Origin of the sequence: Streptomyces sp. NPDC052114 (genome assembly GCF_040680155.1) — a bacterium.
GTDB lineage: Bacteria > Actinomycetota > Actinomycetes > Streptomycetales > Streptomycetaceae > Streptomyces.
The window spans coordinates 18903-36448 of record NZ_JBFAWC010000038.1 but is presented as its reverse complement, the minus strand read 5'-3'; the positions used below and the strand labels follow the sequence as shown (position 1 = coordinate 36448).

Genomic DNA, 17546 nt, shown 5'->3' with positions numbered 1-17546 from the left:
TGACCTCGCGCAGGGCGAGCGAGGCCAGCCCCGAACGCATCGCCGCCGCCGCGTCCGGAGGCGTCGACTCCCTGTACGCCCTCGACTGGGCGCCGCTCACCGGCGACGGCGCCCGGCACCCCGACCATGACTCAGCCCTTCACACAGATGACCTGCTTCAACTTCGCGACCACCTCGACGAGGTCGCGCTGATGCTCCATGACCTGCTCGATCGGCTTGTAGGCCGCCGGAATCTCATCCACGACGCCCGAGTCCTTGCGGCACTCGACGCCCCGCGTCTGCTCCTCCAGGTCCTTCGCCGAGAAGCGGCGCTTCGCGGCACCCCGGCTCATGCGCCGACCGGCGCCATGGGACGCCGAGTTGAAGGCCTTCTCGTTGCCGAGGCCCTTCACGATGTACGTGGCCGTGCCCATCGAGCCCGGGATGATCCCAAGGTCACCCGTACCGGCCCGGATCGCACCCTTCCGCGTCACCAGCAGATCCATACCTTCGTACCGCTCCTCCGCCACGTAGTTGTGGTGGCAGCTGATCTCCGGCTCGAAGGTCACCCTCATCTTCTTGAACTCCTTGCGGACCACGTCCTTCAGGAGCCCCATCATGATCGAGCGGTTGTACTTCGCGTACTCCTGGGCCCAGTAGAGGTCGCTCCGGTACGCCGCCATCTGCGGGGTGTCCGAGACGAACACCGCGAGGTCGCGGTCGACAAGACCCTGGTTGTGCGAGAGCTTCTGCGCGACGCCGATGTGATGCTCGGCGAGTTCCTTGCCGATGTTGCGGGACCCGGAGTGGAGCGTGAGCCACACCGCACCCTCAGAATCGAACGACAGTTCAATGTGATGATTTCCCCCGCCCAGGGTGCCCATCTGCTTCGCCGCCCGGTCCTGACGGAACCTGACCGCCTCCGCCACCCCCTCGAAACGGGCCCAGAAGTCGTCCCAGCCCGCGGTCGCCATGCCATGGAAGCCCCCCGGCCCGACGGGGTCGTCATGCATCCCGCGGCCCACCGGAATCGCCTGCTCGATCTTCGAGCGCAGTCGGGACAGGTCCCCCGGAAGGTCGTTGGCGGTGAGCGACGTCTTGACGGCGCTCATCCCGCAGCCGATGTCGACGCCGACCGCCGCCGGGCAGACCGCGCCCCGCATGGCGATCACCGAACCGACCGTCGCGCCCTTGCCGAAGTGGACGTCCGGCATGACCGCGAGGCCCTTGATCCAGGGGAGCGTCGCCACGTTCCGCAGCTGCTGCATCGCGGCGTCCTCGACCGACGTCGGGTCCGTCCACATCCGGATCGGTACCTTCGCGCCCGGAACCTCTACGTACGACATATCGTCCTCATTCCCCCGAAAACAAACACAAGTCAGGAAGCGCAAATACCGGAGCCAAGGTCGACGAAAGGGGTATCGGACCGGCATCCACGGCAGCGCGTGCGATAGACATTGTGTCCACCGGCCGTCCGCCGGCGGCAACCGAATATCCAGGCACAATCAGCGAACCAGGCGAACCACGCGAGAGGAGCCATCACGGTGCAGCGGAAGGCCAAGGCCTGTGTACCCGGTGTCGCCGCGCTCCTCGCGGCGCTGCTCGCGGGCTGCAGCGGCGGCTCCGGACTCGGTGACGAGAGCGACGACTCCAAGCCGGGCGACACCGGCAGTTCGACCGCCCCGGCCCAGCCCGGCAAGTACCGCACGCTCCCCGAGCCCTGCGGCGAGATCGACCGCGGCACCCTCGACGCGATGCTGCCCGGCATCGCGGAGATGGACGACACCGAGCAGCGCGAGAAGGCGTACGAGGGCACGCCCTCCGGGACGTACGACACGGACCGGCGCGTGGGATGCAGCTGGAAGATCCAGTCGTCCGACGCCTCCCACCACCTCCTCGTCGACTTCGAGCGCGTCGTCTCCTACGACGGCGCGGTGAGCGACGACGACCGCGCCGCCGAGGTCTATGCGACGAAGCTGCGGGACGCGGACCTGCCCGAGCCGACCGCCTCGGACACGGAGGAGGAGGGCGAGGGCGCGAACGCCGAGTCCGCGCAGGAGTCCGGCAAGGCCGACGACCCCGAGGGCGGCGACAAGGCCCAGGGCGGCAAGAACGGCAGGAGCGACACCGCCGACGACGACAAGGGCAAGAAGGGGCAGAAGGGGAAGAAGGGCGACGAGGACGAGGCGGGCGCCGGTGAGGCCTCCCGGGCCGCGACCCCGCCGCCCGGCCTGGAGCCCCGCACCCTCGACGACCTCGGCGACGAGGCCTTCCTCGACGACGCCCTCGCCACCTCCGCCTCCGCCAGCCGTCACCGCACCGTGACTGTGGTGTTCCGCACGTCGAACGTCATCGTGACCATCGAGTACGACGAGCAGCCCGGCCGCCGCACGGACGTCCCGGACAGCAAGGAAATGCAGGACAAGGCGCGTGAACTGGCCGACCGGCTGGCCGGCGACTTCGACGAGTAGCCCGCCGCGCGGGCGGCCGTGACCGGGGCTCCGGCCGCCCTGAACAGGAGTCGTCCCGCGCCGCATGCGCGTACCGTGGCCCCTCGGACCCGACGACGTCACGAGACGAACTGGACGTACGTCACGAGACGAACTGAGTGAAGGAACCATGCACCGACCTGCACAGCGAAAGCGACAGCTCCGCAGCCGCCTCCTCGTCTGCGCGGCCGCCGTACCGGTGATCCTCGTCGCCTCCGGCTGCTCCTCCGACTCCGACTCCGGCTCCGACGGCGCCAAGAAGGAGTCGGGCGCGAAGGCCTCCGCGTCGGCCAAGGCCGGCGAGAAGCCCGCGACGGTGGAGAAGGCCGCGTACGCCAAGCTTCCCGAGCCCTGCAAGGTCCTGTCGAAGAAGACGCTCGAGGACCTGGTGCCGAAGGCGAAGGACACGTCGGGCAAGGCCGGCACGTCCAGCGACACGGCCCTGCGCGGCTCCTGCTCCTGGGACAGCCTCGACAACAACGGCGTGGACGGCTCGCAGTTCCGCTGGCTGCGCGTCTCGCTGATGCGCTTCGACTCGGACGCCTCGCTCGGCAGCGGCGCCAAGCGCGCCCAGGACAACTACGCCAAGCAGGTCGAGGACGCCAAGGCGACCAAGGACGCCAAGAGCGTCAAGACGGAGGTGCTGTCGGGCGTCGGCCAGCAGGCCACGCTCGTGCGGTACGACCTGAAGAAGGACAAGGACACCTTCAAGCAGCAGACGGTCGTGACGCGCGTCGAGAACGCCGTCGTGACGATCGACTTCAACGGCGCGGGCCTCGCGGGTGACAAGACCCCCGACGCCGGCGACCTGTCGAAGGAGGCCGGGAAGGCGGCGAAGGAGGCCGCCGCCGCGGTCGTCTCCGCCAACGAGGGCAAGGCGCCCGAGTCGAGCGAGAAGCCGAAGGGCGACGACGCGAAGTCCGACGCCCCGAAGGCCGACGACTCGAAGTCCGGCTCCAAGTCCGACGACGCGAAGTCGGACGACGCCAAGGCCGACGACAGCAAGTCGAAGGACAAGGCGAGCAGCAAGTCCTGACGTCGGGCGACGTCCAGGAGGAGCCCGGCACCCCGTCTCGGGGTGCCGGGCTCCTCGCGTGTCCCCCGGTCCCACGAGCCGCCGTCCCGATCTTTGTGGTTTCTGCCAGTACGGCCGCCCCCCGCACCCTGGAGAGACTGCCGAGGTCATGACCACCCACAGGGGAGGACGGCTCGGTGAGCACGCAGCAGTACGACGAGATCGGTGAGGCGTACGAGGGTTTCAAGGCCCTGCCGCTGGAGCGGTACGTGGCGGTGCCCTCGTTCCTCGGCCTGGTCGGGGACGTGCGCGGCAGGTCGGTGCTCGACCTGGCCTGCGGGACGGGCTTCTACAGCCGGGAGTTCGGGCGGCGCGGCGCCACGGAGGTGCTCGGTGTCGACATCTCCGGTGAAATGGTGGCCGTGGCACGGGAGTTGGAGCGCAAGCAGCCGCTGGGTGTGCGCTACGAGGTGGGTGACGTGGCCGAACTGCCGCCCGTCGAGCAGCCCTTCGACATCGCCCTGGGGGTCCATCTGCTCAACTACGCGGAGGATGCCGCCGCCATGGAGCGGATGTGCCGCGCCGTGCACCGGAGCCTGCGGCCGGGCGCCGCGTTCTTCGTCGTCAACCAGTCGCCCGACTTCCGTTTCGACGGCCCCTCTCCGGAGAAGTACGGCTTCCGCAGCGAGCTGACCGGCGAGGAGGGCGGGAACGGTCCGCTCGCGCGGACGACGGCGCTGCTCGACCCGCCGGTCTCCTTCGTCGCCACCCGTCCGCGCCGCGAGGTCTACGAGAAGTGCCTGGCGGCCGCCGGGTTCAGCGAGGTGACGTGGGTCCCGATGGAGGTCTCCGAGGCCGGTGTGCGCGCGTTCGGCGCGGACCACTGGGCGGACTTCCGCGCCAACCCGCCGCTGGAGATGTTGCGCTGCCGCGCCTGATGTCCTGAGCCCGGGTCACCCGTTTCCCGCGTACCGCTCCCCACCCCGCCGCACACGTGTGCCAGGCTGTCGCACGCAACAGACGGACCAGGGAGGGGACCGCGGGTGGCCGCGATGCAACTGACACGTACTCACCGGATGCTGATCGGCGTGGTCGTCGCCGGTGCGGTGGTCATCGCTGGCATCGGCTTCGCCGGGTCGTACACCGCCGTACGCGAACTGGCGCTCAAGAAGGGCTTCGGCAGCTTCGCCTACTTCTTCCCCATCGGCATCGACGCGGGCATCTGTGTGCTCCTGGCGCTGGATCTGCTGCTGACGTGGATCCGCATGCCGTTCCCGATGCTGCGGCAGACGGCCTGGCTGCTCACCGCCGCCACGATCGCCTTCAACGGCGCGGCGAGCTGGGGGGACCCGCTCGGCGTCGCCATGCACGCGGTGATCCCGGTGCTGTTCGTGGTGACGATAGAGGCGGCCCGGCACGCGGTGGGGCGGATCGCGGACATCACCGCCGACAAGCACATGGAGGGCGTGCGGGTCACGCGCTGGCTGCTGTCTCCGGTGCCCACGTTCAAGCTGTGGCGCCGGATGAAGCTGTGGGAGCTGCGCTCCTACGAGCAGGTGATCAAGCTGGAGCAGGATCGTCTCGTCTATCAGGCGCGTCTGCAGGCCCGGTTCGGCCGCTCCTGGCGCCGCAAGGCTCCGGTGGAGTCGTTGATGCCGCTGCGGCTGGCGCGGATCGGCGTGCCGCTGGCGGAGACGGCTCCGGCGGGGCTCGCGGCGGCCGGCATCGAGCCGGTGCTGATCCCGCCGGCGCCCGCGGTCGCCGCGGACCGGTCCCACCAGCCGGAGCTGGCGCCCGCGCCCGCCGCCCGGCCCGTCGAGCCGGTCCAGGAGGCCGCGGCGCCCGAGGCCCCGGAATCCCCGGAGGCCCCGGAGGAGACGCTGCCGGTGAGTCAGCACGAGAGCCCGTGGTTCGCGGCCCACAACGCCTCGAACGCTCCCGTGGTCTCGTACGACGAGTGGTACGCCGAGCAGGAGCGCCTCCAGCAGGAGCAGCAGGCCCCCGGCGCGGGGCAGGACCAGGCGCAGTACGAGCAGGCGCAGTACGAGCAGGCCCAGTACGAGCAGGCGCAGTACGAGCAGCAGCCCGTGCCGCAGCCGCGTGCCCCGGAACCGGCGCCCGAGTTCCCGGTGCCCAACGGCGCGGGCGGCACGCGTCCCCTCGGCGAGGGCAACCCGCACCCCCAGGCCGAGCAGCAGCCGCTTCCCCAGGCGCAGAACCAAACCCGGCCCCAGGCCCAGCAGCACCCGCAGCCGGAGCCCGAGCCGGTCCCCGAGCCCGCCCCCGCCGCGGCCCCCGCCCCCACGGACGAGGACCTCTACCAGGTCTTCCGGTACTCGATAGAGGGTGAGGGCATGCCCACCCCGGGCGCGTTCGCGGCGAACGTCGAGGCGACGTACGGACTGCGGCTCCAGTCCCGCGCGCTCAACAACTACATGGACCGCTTCGCGGCCCGCCTGAACGACGAGCTCATGGAGGACCACATCGCGTAGGCCGCTAGGCCCTGCTCTTGGCCCGTAGCTTGCCGCTCTCCCCGTAGAGGGCGAGCGCGCCGCCGACCACGGCCAGCACCACGTAGAGCGGTGTGGAGATGTCCCACCACTGGTGCAGGGCGCCCCAGGGCTTGTCGTCAAAGGTGCGCCCGACGACGCCGAGGGCGCCCTGGATTCCGACGATCCATCCGACGATGGCGATGATCTGCTTCATGACTCCACGATCGCCGGGGACGGACGCGGAAACGTCCTGCCCCCGGCGGAGATCGCGGGTAGTCCGAAGGATGCAGCCGCCCGCGGTCCCCGCGGGCGGCCGCTGTGGTCCTACGCGCCGAGCAGCTTCCTGACCCGGTCGGCACCGACCGCGAGCAGCAGCGTGGGCAGCCGCGGACCGGTCTCGCGGGTGACCAGGAGGCGGTACAGGAGCGCGAAGAACGAGCGCTGCGCGACCTTGATCTCCGGAGGCAGCTCCTTGGCCGTCGCGTCCGCGGAGAACCCGGCCCGCACCTTCGGCACGCCGTACACCAGGTGGGTCAGGCCGTCGAGCGACCAGTGGTCGTCGAGGCCCTCCAGGAGGAGGCGCAGCGACTCCCGGCCCTCGTCGTCCAGGGACGACAGGAGCTCGGTGTCCGGCTCGGCGCGGACGATCGTGCGGGCCTCGGCCGGGACCTGGGTGGTGATCCAGTTCTCGGCGCGGTCGAGCCGCGGGCGGACCTCGTCGAGCGAGGCCAGCGGCGCGGTCGGGTCGAGGTCGCCCAGGATCCGCAGGGTCTGGTCCTCGGCGCCCGCGGTGATGTCGGCGACGGAGGCCAGCGTGCGGTAGGGCAGCGGGCGCGGGGTGCGCGGCAGCTCACCGGCGGCGGTGCGCACCGCGCGGGTGTGCGCGGCGGCGTCGGCGGGCAGCACCGAGCCGTCGGCGACCTTGGTCTCCAGCTTGTCCCACTCGTCGTAGAGGCGCTGGATCTCCTGGTCGAAGGCGATCTTGAAGGACTGGTTGGGCTTGCGGCGCGCGTACAGCCAGCGCAGCAGCGGCGCCTCCATGATCTTCAGGGCGTCGGCCGGGGTGGGCACACCGCCCTTGGAGGACGACATCTTGGCCATGCCGGAGATGCCCACGAAGGCGTACATGGGGCCGATGGGCTGCACGCCGTCGAAGATCTGGCGGACGATCTGGCCGCCGACGACGAAGGACGAGCCGGGCGAGGAGTGGTCCACGCCGGACGGCTCGAAGATCACGCCCTCGTACGCCCAGCGCATCGGCCAGTCGACCTTCCAGACCAGCTTGCCGCGGTTGAACTCACTGAGCCGGACGGTCTCGCCGAAGCCGCACGCCGAGCAGGTGTAGACGAGCTCGGTGGTCTCGTCGTCGTAGGAGACGACGGTCGTCAGGTCCTTCTCGCACTGCCCGCAGTAGGGCTTGTACGGGAAGTACCCGCCGGCTCCGCCGCTGCCGTCGTCCTCGCCGGCCGCGCCGGAACCCTCGGCGGCCTCCAGCTCGGCCTCGTCGACGGGCTTCTGCTGCTTCTTGCCGCCCTTGCCGCCCGCCGCCGGGTCCTTCTTGGTGCGGTACTGGTCGAGGATGGCGTCGATGTCGCCGCGGTGCTTCATCGCGTGCAGGACCTGCTCGCGGTAGACACCGGAGGTGTACTGCTCGGTCTGGCTGATGCCGTCGTACTCGACGCCGAGCTCGGCCAGGGACGCGGTCATCGCGGCCTTGAAGTGCTCGGCCCAGTTCGCGTACGCGGAGCCGGCCGGGGCCGGGACCGAGGTCAGCGGCTTGCCGATGTGCTCGGCCCAGGACTCGTCGATGCCGGGGACGCCGGCCGGGACCTTGCGGTAGCGGTCGTAGTCGTCCCAGGAGATGAGGTGCCTGACCTCGAAGCCGCGGCGGCGGATCTCGTCGGCGACCAGGTGCGGGGTCATGACCTCGCGGAGGTTGCCGAGGTGGATCGGGCCGGAGGGCGAGAGACCGGAGGCGACGACGACCGGTTTGCCCGGGGCACGACGCTCCGACTCGGCGATGACCTCGTCCGCATAGCGGGAGACCCAGTCGGTGGTATCTGTGCTCTGAGCTGCCACGGTCGGCACGTCCTCTGGTTTCCTCGGGTTCTCGGAAGTTGGCGTCTGTCATTCTCCCAGACGGAAGGACCCGCTCCGGGGTTGCGTTTATCCGGGCGAAGCGGTGTCCCTCCTCATGGGACACTCGACGGACAGATTCCTGCACGCCATTTACCAGAACGGAAGCTCATGGCCCCGGTCACGTCCCTCACCGCCTCCGTCCACCAGCGCCTCGCGGACGCCCTCTCGGCTGCCCTGCCGGAGGCCGGCTCCGCGGACCCGCTGCTGCGACGCAGCGACCGGGCGGACTTCCAGGCCAACGGCATCCTGGCGCTCGCCAAGAAGCTCAAGGGCAACCCGCGCGAGCTGGCCACGCAGGTCGTCGCCGGCATCGAGAAGGGTGACCTGCTCGCGGACGTCGAGGTCTCCGGCCCCGGTTTCCTGAACGTGACGGTCACCGACGAGGCGATCGTCCGGACGCTCGCGGCCCGCGCGGCCGACGGCGACCGGCTCGGCGTGCCGCTGAACCCGCGGGCGGGCACGACGGTCATCGACTACGCCCAGCCGAACGTGGCGAAGGAGATGCACGTCGGCCACCTGCGGTCGGCGGTCATCGGCGACGCCCTGCGGCACATGCTGGACTTCACCGGCGAGAAGACGATCGGCCGCCACCACATCGGCGACTGGGGCACCCAGTTCGGCATGCTCATCCAGTACCTGATCGAGAACCCCGACCAGCTGGCCCCGGCCGACGACGTCGACGGCGAGCAGGCGATGAGCAACCTGAACCGCGTCTACAAGGCGTCGCGCGCGGTCTTCGACGCGGACGAGGAGTTCAAGGAGCGGGCCCGCAAGCGGGTCGTCGCCCTGCAGTCCGGCGACAAGGAGACGCTGGACCTGTGGCAGCGGTTCGTGGACGAGTCGAAGGTCTACTTCTACTCGGTCTTCGAGAAGCTGGACATGGAGGTCCGCGACGACGAGATCGTCGGCGAGTCGGCGTACAACGACATGATGGCCGAGACGGCCCGGCTTCTTGAGGAGGCGGGGGTCGCGGTCCGCTCCGAGGGCGCGCTCGTCGTGTTCTTCGACGACATCAAGGGCAAGGACGACAAGCCGGTCCCGCTGATCGTGCAGAAGGCGGACGGCGGATTCGGGTACGCGGCCTCGGACCTCTCCGCGATCCGCGACCGCGTCCTCGGCCTGCACGCCACCACCCTGCTGTACGTGGTGGACGTGCGGCAGTCGCTGCACTTCAAGATGGTCTTCGAGGCGGCCCGCCGGATGGGCTGGCTGAGCGACGAGGTCACGGCCCACAACATGGGCTACGGCACGGTGCTCGGCGCGGACGGCAAGCCGTTCAAGACGCGTGAGGGCGAGACGGTGCGCCTGGAGGACCTGCTCGACGAGGCGGTGCAGCGTGCCGCCGAGGTCGTGCGGGAGAAGGCGCGGGACCTGACCGAGGACGAGATCCAGGAGCGGGCCGCCCAGGTCGGCATCGGTGCGGTGAAGTACGCGGACCTGTCGACGTCGGCGAACCGCGACTACAAGTTCGACCTGGACCAGATGGTGTCGCTGAACGGCGACACGTCGGTGTATCTCCAGTACGCGTACGCCCGTATCCAGTCGATCCTGCGCAAGGCGGGCGACGTCGCGCCGAAGGCGCACCCGGAGCTCGGACTGGCCGAGGCCGAGCGGGCGCTGGGCCTGCACGTGGACGCGTTCGGCGACACCCTCGCCGAGGCCGCCGCGGAGTACGCCCCGCACAAGCTGGCCGCGTACCTCTACCAGCTGGCCTCGCTGTACACGTCCTTCTATGACAAGTGCCCGGTCCTGAAGGCGGACACCCCGGAGCAGGTCGAGAACCGCCTGTTCCTGTGCGACGTCACGGCGCGCACGCTGCACCAGGGCATGGCGCTGCTCGGCATCAGGACGCCCGAGCGGCTCTGACGCTCCGTACGGCCGGTACGGCGAGTACGGCCGGTACGACCGAAGGCCCGCTCCCCTCGCGCGAGGGGGGCGGGCCTTTGCCGTGCCGCCGTACCGCCGGGTGCGGCGGGGCTCAGGGGCGCAGCGCCGCGCCGAGCCTGCGCAGGCCCTCGGCGATCTCCTCCTCGGTCTGCGTCACAAAGCACATCCGCAGGGTCGCCCGGTCCGGTTCGCCCGCGAAGAACGGCGCCCCGGGCACGTACGCCACGTTGTGCGTGATGACCGTGCGCAGCAGCTCCGTCGTGTCGTGGCCGTCGGGCAGCCGCGCCCAGACGAACATGCCGCCCTCCGGGCGGAGCCAGGTCGAGCCCTCGGGCAGGGCGTCCGCGAGCCCGGCGAGCATCGCGTCGCGGCGCTCGCGGTAGACGCCCGCGACGCGTGCGACGTGCGCGTCCAGGTCCTGGTCGGCCAGGTAGCGGGCCGCGGCGAGCTGGTTGACGGTCGGCGTGTGCAGGTCGGCGGCCTGTTTGGCGACGGCGCAGGCCCGCAGCAGCGCGGCGGGCGCGCGCAGCCAGCCGAGGCGCAGGCCGGGCGCCATGATCTTCGAGAAGCTGCTGAGGACGACGGTGCGGTCCTCGGCGCCGGGGTACGTGGCGATCCACGGCACGCGCTCGCCCTCGAAGCGCAGCTCGCCGTAGGGGTCGTCCTCGACGATCCACAGGCCGCGCCGCCGGGCGACGTCGGCGATCGCGGCGCGCCGGTCGGCGGGCAGGGTGCGGCCGGTCGGGTTCTGGAAGGTGGGGACGGTGTAGAGCAGCTTGGGCGCGTGCCGGGCGACCAGTTCGTCGAGGGCGTCGGGGTCGATGCCGGACGCGTCGCAGGGCACGGGGACGACGTGCGCGCCCGCGAAGCCGAAGACCTGAAGTGCCGCCAGGTAACAGGGGTTCTCGACGAGGACCGTGTCGCCCGGCTCGACCAGCGCGGTCGCGAGCAGCGAGAGCGCCTGCTGCGACCCGGTGGTGATCAGCACGTCGTCGGCGCCGGTCGCGAGGCCGCGCGCGGTCGTGCGCCCGGCTATCGCGCCGCGCAGCGCGGGTTCGCCCTCGGTCGTCGAGTACTGAAGGGCCCGCTCGGGCGTCTCGGTGAGCACCGCGTGGAAGGCGGCCGTGACGCCGTCGCCGTCGAAGAGACCGGGAGCGGGCAGGCCGCCCGCGAAGTTGATGACCTCGGGGCGCGCGGTGACCGCGAGGATGTCCCGTACCGGCGAGCCCCCGACCGAGGCGGCGCGCGCGGCGAGCGGGGGCATCGGGGCGTCGGTCCGGGCTGGCTCGGTGACGGTCACGGCAACGGCTCCTTCGGCTCACAACAGCTGTTGCCGCACCCTAAGCACGTGGGTGCGGCCTACACACGCCGTTCCGGGATACGGACGCGGGCGTACCGGATCAACCGGTCGGCTGCTCCACCCACTTGTCGTAGCCGGGCGGCCAGCCGTAGGTGCGCCGGCCCTCGGCGCCGCTGGTGCGGAACGGCTTGCCCTGGTCGTCGATGCGCAGCACGTTGTGCCGCTTGCCGCTGGACCACTCCAGTTCCAGGTACCACCGCACGTCGTGCAGGTCGGTGTTGGCCCTCACGTAGAACACCTCGGGGTCGTTCTCGCTGACCTTGTACGGGAAGTCGCGCTGGCCCGCCTTGGGCGTGGCGCGCGGCGACCCGTCGTCGAGGTCGACGGAGAAGGACTTGGTGTTCACGGTGCCGCCGCACCCGGTCGCCATCTGGAACTTGTTCCAGGCCAGCGGCGCGCTGGTGCTCTGCACGCGGACGTTCATGTCCTGGAGGACGACCGTGTCCTTGCCCAGGCCCTGGACGGTGATCTCGATGTACTGGTGACCGGCCGAGACCGCGCCGAGGTCGCCGACCCAGCCGGCCGCGTCCTGCGCGGCGGGCGGCTGCGGCACCTCGTCGTCCTTGCGGTTGACCAGGAAGTCCTGGAGGCAGGGGTCGTCGAAGGCGTACGGCCTGGTGCGCGCGGTCAGCGGCTGGTCGAGCACGTCGTCCCCCGTGCCGCCGTCGGACGTGGGGCCCTTGCCTCCGCCGCGGGGGGCGTCGGGTGAGGCGTCTCCCTTGCGGGACGGCGACGCGGAGGGCCCGTTCTTCTTGTCGTCGTCCTTGCCCTTGTCCTTGTCGTCCTTGCCCTTGTCCTTGCCCTTGTCGTCGGCCGGGCGGTCGTCGGGCGAGGCACCGGCGTCCGGCGAGGCGGCCGCGCCGGTGTCCCGCTTGTCGCCGTCGCCGCCGCCGTTCATGGCGAGGGCCAGGGAGCCGAGTCCGACGACCGCGGTGACGGCGGCGGCGAGGACGAGCGCGCGCTTCTTCCCGACGGCGGGCCGCCGGGAGAGGACGACCACTTGGTCCTGGTCCTGGCTTTGGTCCTGGCCTTGGCCCTGGCCCTGGTCCTGGCTCGGTTCTTGGCCCGGTTCCCGACCGGGGGCCTGGTCAGGGTGCCCGCTCGGGTCCTGGTGCGCGGCTGCGCGGGCGTCCGGCTGCGCGTCCGGACGTGCATCCGGCTGCGCGGCGGGCCGCGGCTCCGGCTCCGCCTTCCTGCCCCGCGCCGCGTCCGCCAGGATCCACCGCCGGTGGACCTCGACGAGCTCCTCGGGCGTCGCCTTGCACAGCCGGGCCAGCCGCTCCACCGGAGCGAACTCGGTCGGCACCGCGTCCCCGTTGCAATAGCGGTGCAACGTGGACGTACTCATGTGAAGCCGCTTGGCCAGCACCCCATAGCTGAGCCCGGACCGCTCCTTGAGCTCCCTCAGCAGCTCCGCGAGCGACGCCATTGCCACCCTCCCCATTCCAGTCACGTGTTCCAGGGACAGGTCGTTCTCACAGGTCAGAGCCGGTGCGAACGTTCCACCGTCCCCAACTGCCCGTCCCTTGTGGCGGCCGGGACGCATCGCCGCACAGGCTGGGGCCATCCAAGCACGCCGATTCCGGCACGAGCCACGAAGGATCAGCCATGTCCCGTACCCGCACGCGCACCGCCCTCACCGTCCGTGCCGTCGCCGCCGGCGCGATCGCTTTCGGCGCCCTGTCCCTGACGGCCTGTTCAGACGGCATGGGCACACGCGACGAGGGCGCGGCGACGCTGGTGGCCTCCTCCGCGGACCAGCAGAGCACGACGGGGCACCCGGCGCCCAAGCGGCTCACCGTGGACGACAAGGCAGCCGATTCGGCCCGATCGGCCAAGGCGTCCGGGACCGGGGAGGCAGCCCGGTCCGCCACCGCGGCCAGGCCGGTCACCTGCACCGCCGCCAACACCGAGGTGAAGGTCGTCAAGGTCTCCCGCCCGGTGAACCACCTCCTGCTCACCGCCAAGAACACCGGCACCGCCCCGTGCTTCGCCTACAACGCGCCCTACCTCCGCTTCGACGACGCCCAGTCCGCGCTCGCCGTGAACCGTGACTCCGTCCCGCAGTCGGTCGTCACCCTGGAGCCGGGCCGGACCGCGTACGCGGGCATCACCACCTCGGCGGCCGACGGCAGCGGATCGGACGGCTACACCGCCCACGGCCTGGGCGTGTACTTCTCCAACCGCGCGATGAACGGCAGCGTCGGCCCGGAGGCGGACGCGAAGCTCCCGGCGGGCGGCGTGTACGTGGACGACTCGGCGACCACCACGTACTGGCAGTCGTCGCGCGAGGACGCCCTGATGTGGTGACCCCCGGCGTGCGTGGGCCTTCCACGCCCCCCGAACGGGCCGGTGAAGCAGCGGGCGCCCTGACCCGCCGCTTCACCGGCTCCCCCGTTTCCTGCGGAGCACCGCCCCGCTCACTCACCCTTTGGTAAGTACCGCACAAAAAAGTCGGTACTTGTCGGGCATTCCGCGCCCCGCGAGGATCAAACGCGTACCCCGAACGGAACGCCCCTCGAAGGAGCCCCCGTGCCCAGCACCGGCAACCCCGCGCCCTCACCCGCCTCCACCTCCACCTCCGCCCCCGTGTCCGTCCTCGGCCTCGGCCTGATGGGCACCGCGCTCGCCGCCGCCCTCGTCGGGGCCGGGCACCCCACCACCGTGTGGAACCGCACGCGCTCCAAGACCGGCCCGCTCGTCGCCCAGGGCGCGGCACCGGCCGACACCGCCCGCGAGGCCGTCACCGCGAGCGACCTCGTCATCGTCTGCCTCACCACCAACGACGACGTCCGCGCCCTGCTGACACCCGAGGCCGAGGCCCTCGCGGGCCGCACCGTTGTGAACCTCACGAACGGAACCCCGGCCCAGGCAAGGGAGTTGGCCGACTGGGCGGCGGCGCACGGCATCACGTACCTGGACGGCGGCATCATGGCCGTACCGCAGATGATCGCCACGCCCGGCGCGTACATCCTCTACAGCGGCACCGACGAGGCGGCCTTCGAGACGCACCGCCCCACGCTGGCCGCGCTCGCCGCCACCAAGTGGGTCGGCAAGGACCCCGGCCACGCCGCCCTCTACGACCTGTCGCTGCTCACCGGCATGTACGGCATGGCGCTCGGCGTCTCCCAGGCCTTCGCCCTGATCCGCAGCGAGGGCATAGCCGCCGGCGAGTTCGCGCCGCTGCTCACCGACTGGATCGTCGCGATGACGCACGGCCTGGTGCCCAACGGCGCCGAGGCGCTGGACTCCGGGCAGCACCTCACGGACGTGTCGAACCTCGCCATGAACCGCGCGGCGCTCCCCAACTTCACCGCCGCGTTCGCCGAGCAGGGCCTGCGAACCGGCCTGTTCGAGCCGCTCCAGGACCTCCTGGACCGCGCGGTCGAGCAGGGCCACGGCGCGGACGGCCTCTCCCGCCTGGCGCTGCTCGTCCCGCAGGACTGACCCTTCCCCCGCCCCACAGATTAGGTAGACTGGTCTACCTAATTAAGGGAAGGGGCGAGCGTGCCGCACGCGAAGGACACCACGGAGCAGCCGGAACAGCCGGATCAGTCGGCACGGCCCTGGCAGCCGGAACAGCCCGCGAAGCCGCGCCGCCGGGGCGCCGCGCGGGGGCGGATCCTCGACGCCGCCGCCCGCCGCTTCTACGCCGACGGCGTCGCCGCCACGGGTATCGACACGATCACCGCCGAGGCGGGCGTGGCGAAGATGAGCCTCTACAACAACTTCGCCTCCAAGGACGACCTCGTCCGCGCCTATCTCCAGGCCCGCCACGAGGAGTGGCTCGGCCTCTACCAGCGGCGGCTGGCGGGCGCCGAGAGCCCGCGGGACGGCGTCCTCGCCGTCTTCGAGGCCTACGCCGACCACGCCGACCAGGCCTACGACCACGGGTTCCGCGGCTGCGGACTCCTCAACGCCGCCGCCGAACTGCCCAACGGACACGAGGGCCGCACCGTGGTCCGCCGCCACAAGGAGCAGATCGAGGCGCTGCTCGTCGCCCACCTCCAGGAGCTGCTGCCCGGCCGCCCGGACGACGCGACCGCCACCGCCGAGCACCTCGCCTTCCTCCTCGAAGGGGCCATCGTGCGCTCCGGCCTCGAAGGCGACGGCGCGCGCATGCGGCACGCCCGCGAACTGGCGGCGCGCCTGGTGGACGACCTGACCGCCCGCGGCACGGCGGCGGACGACATGGCGGACGGCCGGTGAACCGGTGGCCGGGGCCCGGCATCGGCGCCGCCGCCATCCTGGTCGCCTCGGTGCTGTGGGGCACCACCGGCACCGCGGCGACCTTCGCGCCGGACGTGGGCCCGCTGGCCATCGGCTCGGCGGCGATGGGCATCGGCGGACTGCTGCAGGCCCTCGTGGCCGGCGGCCGCATCGTGCGGGAGCGGCCGCGGCTGCGCGCGCAATGGCCGACGGTGCTGGTCGGCGGCGCGGGCGTGGCGCTGTATCCGCTGGCGTTCTACACGTCCATGCATCTGGCCGGGGTCGCGGTGGGCACCGTCGTCTCCCTCGGCTCGGCGCCGCCCGCGTCCGCGCTGATCGAGCGGATCGCGGACGGGCGGCGGCTCTCCCGGCGCTGGGCGGCCGGCGCGGCGCTCGGCCTCGCGGGCACCGTGCTGCTGTGCGCCGCCGAGGCCGCGCAGGGCGGCTCCGGGACCGGCGCGGGGTCATCCGGATCCGCCGGACGGACCGTCGCCGGGGTCGGTCTGGGCCTGGTCGCGGGTCTGACGTACGCCGTGTACGCGTGGGCGGCGCACCGCCTGATCACCCGCGGCACCGCCGCACGCGCGGCGATGGGCGCGGTGTTCGGCCTGGGCGGGCTGCTGCTCGTACCGGTCCTGCTGCTCACCGGCGCCCCGCTGGCCGCCTCGTGGACGAATGCGGGCGTGGGGCTCTACATGGCGCTGGTGCCGATGTTCGCCGGTTACGTCCTCTTCGGCTTCGGTCTGGCCCGCATCCCCGTCAGCACGGCGACCACGCTGTCCCTCCTGGAACCGGCGGTGGCCGCGGTCTTCGCGGTGGCGGTGGTGGGCGAACACCTGCCGCCGCTGGGCTGGCTGGGCATCGCCCTGGTCATCGCCTGCCTGGCCGTGCTGACCGCCCCCGCGCGCCGACAGAAGGCGACCGGCATCCCGCCTCAACAGCCGCTGCCCGACGCTGACTTGGCGCCCCTCACGGCACCAGGACCACCTTCCCCGTAGTCTCCCGCCGCTCCATGGCCGCGTGCGCCTCGGCGGCCCGCGCCAGCGGGAAGGTCTGCACGTCCGGCCTCAACTCCCCCTTGCCCGCCGCCTCCAGGGCCGCCCGCCGGCGGGCGGGCTCGCCCTCGGGGTGGCCGAGCAGCTCCAGGAGGGCGTTGGCGACGGTGATGTCCCGCTCGGCGAGGACCCGCTCGTCCGGCTCGAAGGACTCCTGCGACGACCAGCCGATGACGACGTAGCGCCCGCCGTCCCCGATCAACTCGAAGGCCGCGGCGGCCTTTTCGCCCCCGACGCCGTCCAGGACGGCGGTGACGGGCCGCCCGCCGAGCCGCTCGCGGACCTCCTCCTGCCAGCCGGGGCGGTTGTAGTCCACGGCGACGTCGGCGCCGAGCGCGCGGACCGCGGCGGCCTTCTCGGGCCCGCCCGCCGCGCCGACGACCGTCGCGCCGAGCGCGTGCGCGTACTGCACGACGAGCCGCCCCACACCCCCGGCGGCCGAGGTCACAAGCACCACGTCGTCCGGGCGCAGCCGGGCGACCTCCAGCAACCCCATCGTCGTCGCCCCGGTGACCACCATGGCGACCGCGGCCTCGAAGCCGAGGCCGTCGGGCACCTCGTGCAGATCGCCGAGCTCGGCGACGGCCAGTTCCGCGTACCCGCCGGGCGTGCTGCGCGCGGTGACGACCGCCCGGCCCAGCCACGCCGGGTCGACGCCGGGCCCGACGGCGTCCACGGTGCCCGCGACCTCGCCGCCGAAGACGGCCGGCAGCTCGGGCAGCGGCGGCGCCATGTCGGAGGCGTCGCCGCGCCGCATGACGGTCTCGACGAAGTGAACTCCCGCCGCCCGCACGGATATCCGCACCTGCCCGGCCCCCGCGACGGGGTCGGGCAGGGTCTCCGGGCGCAGGTTCTCGGCGGGTCCGAACGCGTGCAGGACGACGGCGCGCATGAGGTGCTCCTCAGATCGGGGGTACGTCT

15 protein-coding genes are annotated in these 17546 nt (G+C 71.9%); 9 read left to right on the top strand and 6 right to left on the bottom strand.

Annotation, left to right across the window (positions count from 1 at the left end; translation table 11 throughout):
- Nucleotides 1–131: 131 nt before the first annotated feature.
- Nucleotides 132–1325 carry an RtcB family protein gene (locus tag AB0L89_RS40890; protein WP_365153051.1) on the bottom strand — a complete coding sequence of 398 codons (1194 nt, stop codon included), beginning with the start codon at nucleotides 1323–1325 and terminating at the stop codon, nucleotides 132–134.
- Between the two features lie 198 nt (nucleotides 1326–1523).
- On the opposite strand from AB0L89_RS40890, the gene AB0L89_RS40885 reads away from it, so the two are divergent.
- The 4 genes from AB0L89_RS40885 to AB0L89_RS40870 all read left to right on the top strand — a co-directional run bounded on the left by AB0L89_RS40885 (nucleotide 1524) and on the right by AB0L89_RS40870 (nucleotide 5975).
- Nucleotides 1524–2450 (top strand): DUF3558 domain-containing protein, encoded by a 927-nt coding sequence (locus AB0L89_RS40885; protein ID WP_365153049.1) that lies wholly within the window; start codon nucleotides 1524–1526, stop codon nucleotides 2448–2450.
- A gap of 148 nt (nucleotides 2451–2598) precedes the next feature.
- On the top strand, nucleotides 2599–3504 hold the full coding sequence (locus AB0L89_RS40880) for a DUF3558 domain-containing protein (RefSeq protein WP_365153047.1): 906 nt from the start codon (nucleotides 2599–2601) through the stop codon (nucleotides 3502–3504).
- A gap of 176 nt (nucleotides 3505–3680) precedes the next feature.
- Nucleotides 3681–4421, top strand: coding sequence for a class I SAM-dependent methyltransferase (locus AB0L89_RS40875; RefSeq protein WP_365153045.1), 741 nt, complete (start codon nucleotides 3681–3683; stop codon nucleotides 4419–4421).
- 114 nt (nucleotides 4422–4535) lie between these two features.
- Nucleotides 4536–5975, top strand: a complete 1440-nt coding sequence (locus tag AB0L89_RS40870; RefSeq protein WP_365153043.1) for a DUF2637 domain-containing protein — start codon at nucleotides 4536–4538, stop codon at nucleotides 5973–5975.
- A gap of 4 nt (nucleotides 5976–5979) precedes the next feature.
- Here AB0L89_RS40870 and AB0L89_RS40865 read toward each other — a convergent pair whose 3' ends face one another.
- Both AB0L89_RS40865 and lysS read right to left on the bottom strand, forming a co-directional pair.
- Nucleotides 5980–6189: a hypothetical protein gene (locus AB0L89_RS40865; RefSeq protein ID WP_365153041.1), complete on the bottom strand. Its 210-nt coding sequence runs from the start codon at nucleotides 6187–6189 to the stop codon at nucleotides 5980–5982.
- 110 nt (nucleotides 6190–6299) lie between these two features.
- Nucleotides 6300–8063, bottom strand: coding sequence for a lysine--tRNA ligase (gene lysS / locus AB0L89_RS40860; RefSeq protein WP_365153039.1), 1764 nt, complete (start codon nucleotides 8061–8063; stop codon nucleotides 6300–6302).
- A 159-nt stretch (nucleotides 8064–8222) separates the two neighbouring features.
- Here lysS and argS point away from each other — a divergent pair, with 159 nt between their 5' ends.
- Nucleotides 8223–9980 (top strand): arginine--tRNA ligase, encoded by a 1758-nt coding sequence (gene argS, locus AB0L89_RS40855; protein ID WP_365153037.1) that lies wholly within the window; start codon nucleotides 8223–8225, stop codon nucleotides 9978–9980.
- A 112-nt stretch (nucleotides 9981–10092) separates the two neighbouring features.
- Here argS and AB0L89_RS40850 read toward each other — a convergent pair whose 3' ends face one another.
- Both AB0L89_RS40850 and AB0L89_RS40845 read right to left on the bottom strand, forming a co-directional pair.
- On the bottom strand, nucleotides 10093–11301 hold the full coding sequence (locus tag AB0L89_RS40850) for a PLP-dependent aminotransferase family protein (RefSeq protein WP_365153035.1): 1209 nt from the start codon (nucleotides 11299–11301) through the stop codon (nucleotides 10093–10095).
- Nucleotides 11302–11401: 100 nt separating this feature from the next.
- A complete protein-coding gene (locus AB0L89_RS40845; RefSeq protein WP_365153033.1) occupies nucleotides 11402–12790 on the bottom strand; it encodes a helix-turn-helix transcriptional regulator in 1389 nt (462 codons plus the stop codon).
- Between the two features lie 179 nt (nucleotides 12791–12969).
- Between AB0L89_RS40845 and AB0L89_RS40840 the strand changes: the two genes are divergently transcribed.
- From AB0L89_RS40840 to AB0L89_RS40825, 4 genes are all read left to right on the top strand, one after another.
- Entirely contained in the window at nucleotides 12970–13671 is a 702-nt protein-coding gene (locus AB0L89_RS40840; RefSeq protein WP_365153031.1) for a DUF4232 domain-containing protein, read from the top strand.
- 222 nt (nucleotides 13672–13893) lie between these two features.
- Nucleotides 13894–14808: an NAD(P)-binding domain-containing protein gene (locus AB0L89_RS40835; protein WP_365153029.1), complete on the top strand. Its 915-nt coding sequence runs from the start codon at nucleotides 13894–13896 to the stop codon at nucleotides 14806–14808.
- A 174-nt stretch (nucleotides 14809–14982) separates the two neighbouring features.
- Nucleotides 14983–15570, top strand: a complete 588-nt coding sequence (locus tag AB0L89_RS40830) for a TetR/AcrR family transcriptional regulator (RefSeq protein WP_365153053.1) — start codon at nucleotides 14983–14985, stop codon at nucleotides 15568–15570.
- Nucleotides 15567–16568 (top strand): DMT family transporter, encoded by a 1002-nt coding sequence (locus AB0L89_RS40825; RefSeq protein ID WP_365153027.1) that lies wholly within the window; start codon nucleotides 15567–15569, stop codon nucleotides 16566–16568. The genes AB0L89_RS40830 and AB0L89_RS40825 overlap by 4 nt, the downstream gene beginning before the upstream one ends.
- On the opposite strand, the gene AB0L89_RS40820 is transcribed toward AB0L89_RS40825, so the two are convergent.
- Nucleotides 16540–17517, bottom strand: coding sequence for a zinc-binding dehydrogenase (locus AB0L89_RS40820; RefSeq protein ID WP_365153025.1), 978 nt, complete (start codon nucleotides 17515–17517; stop codon nucleotides 16540–16542). The two genes, AB0L89_RS40825 and AB0L89_RS40820, sit on opposite strands and share 29 nt — an antisense overlap.
- Nucleotides 17518–17546: the final 29 nt, after the last annotated feature.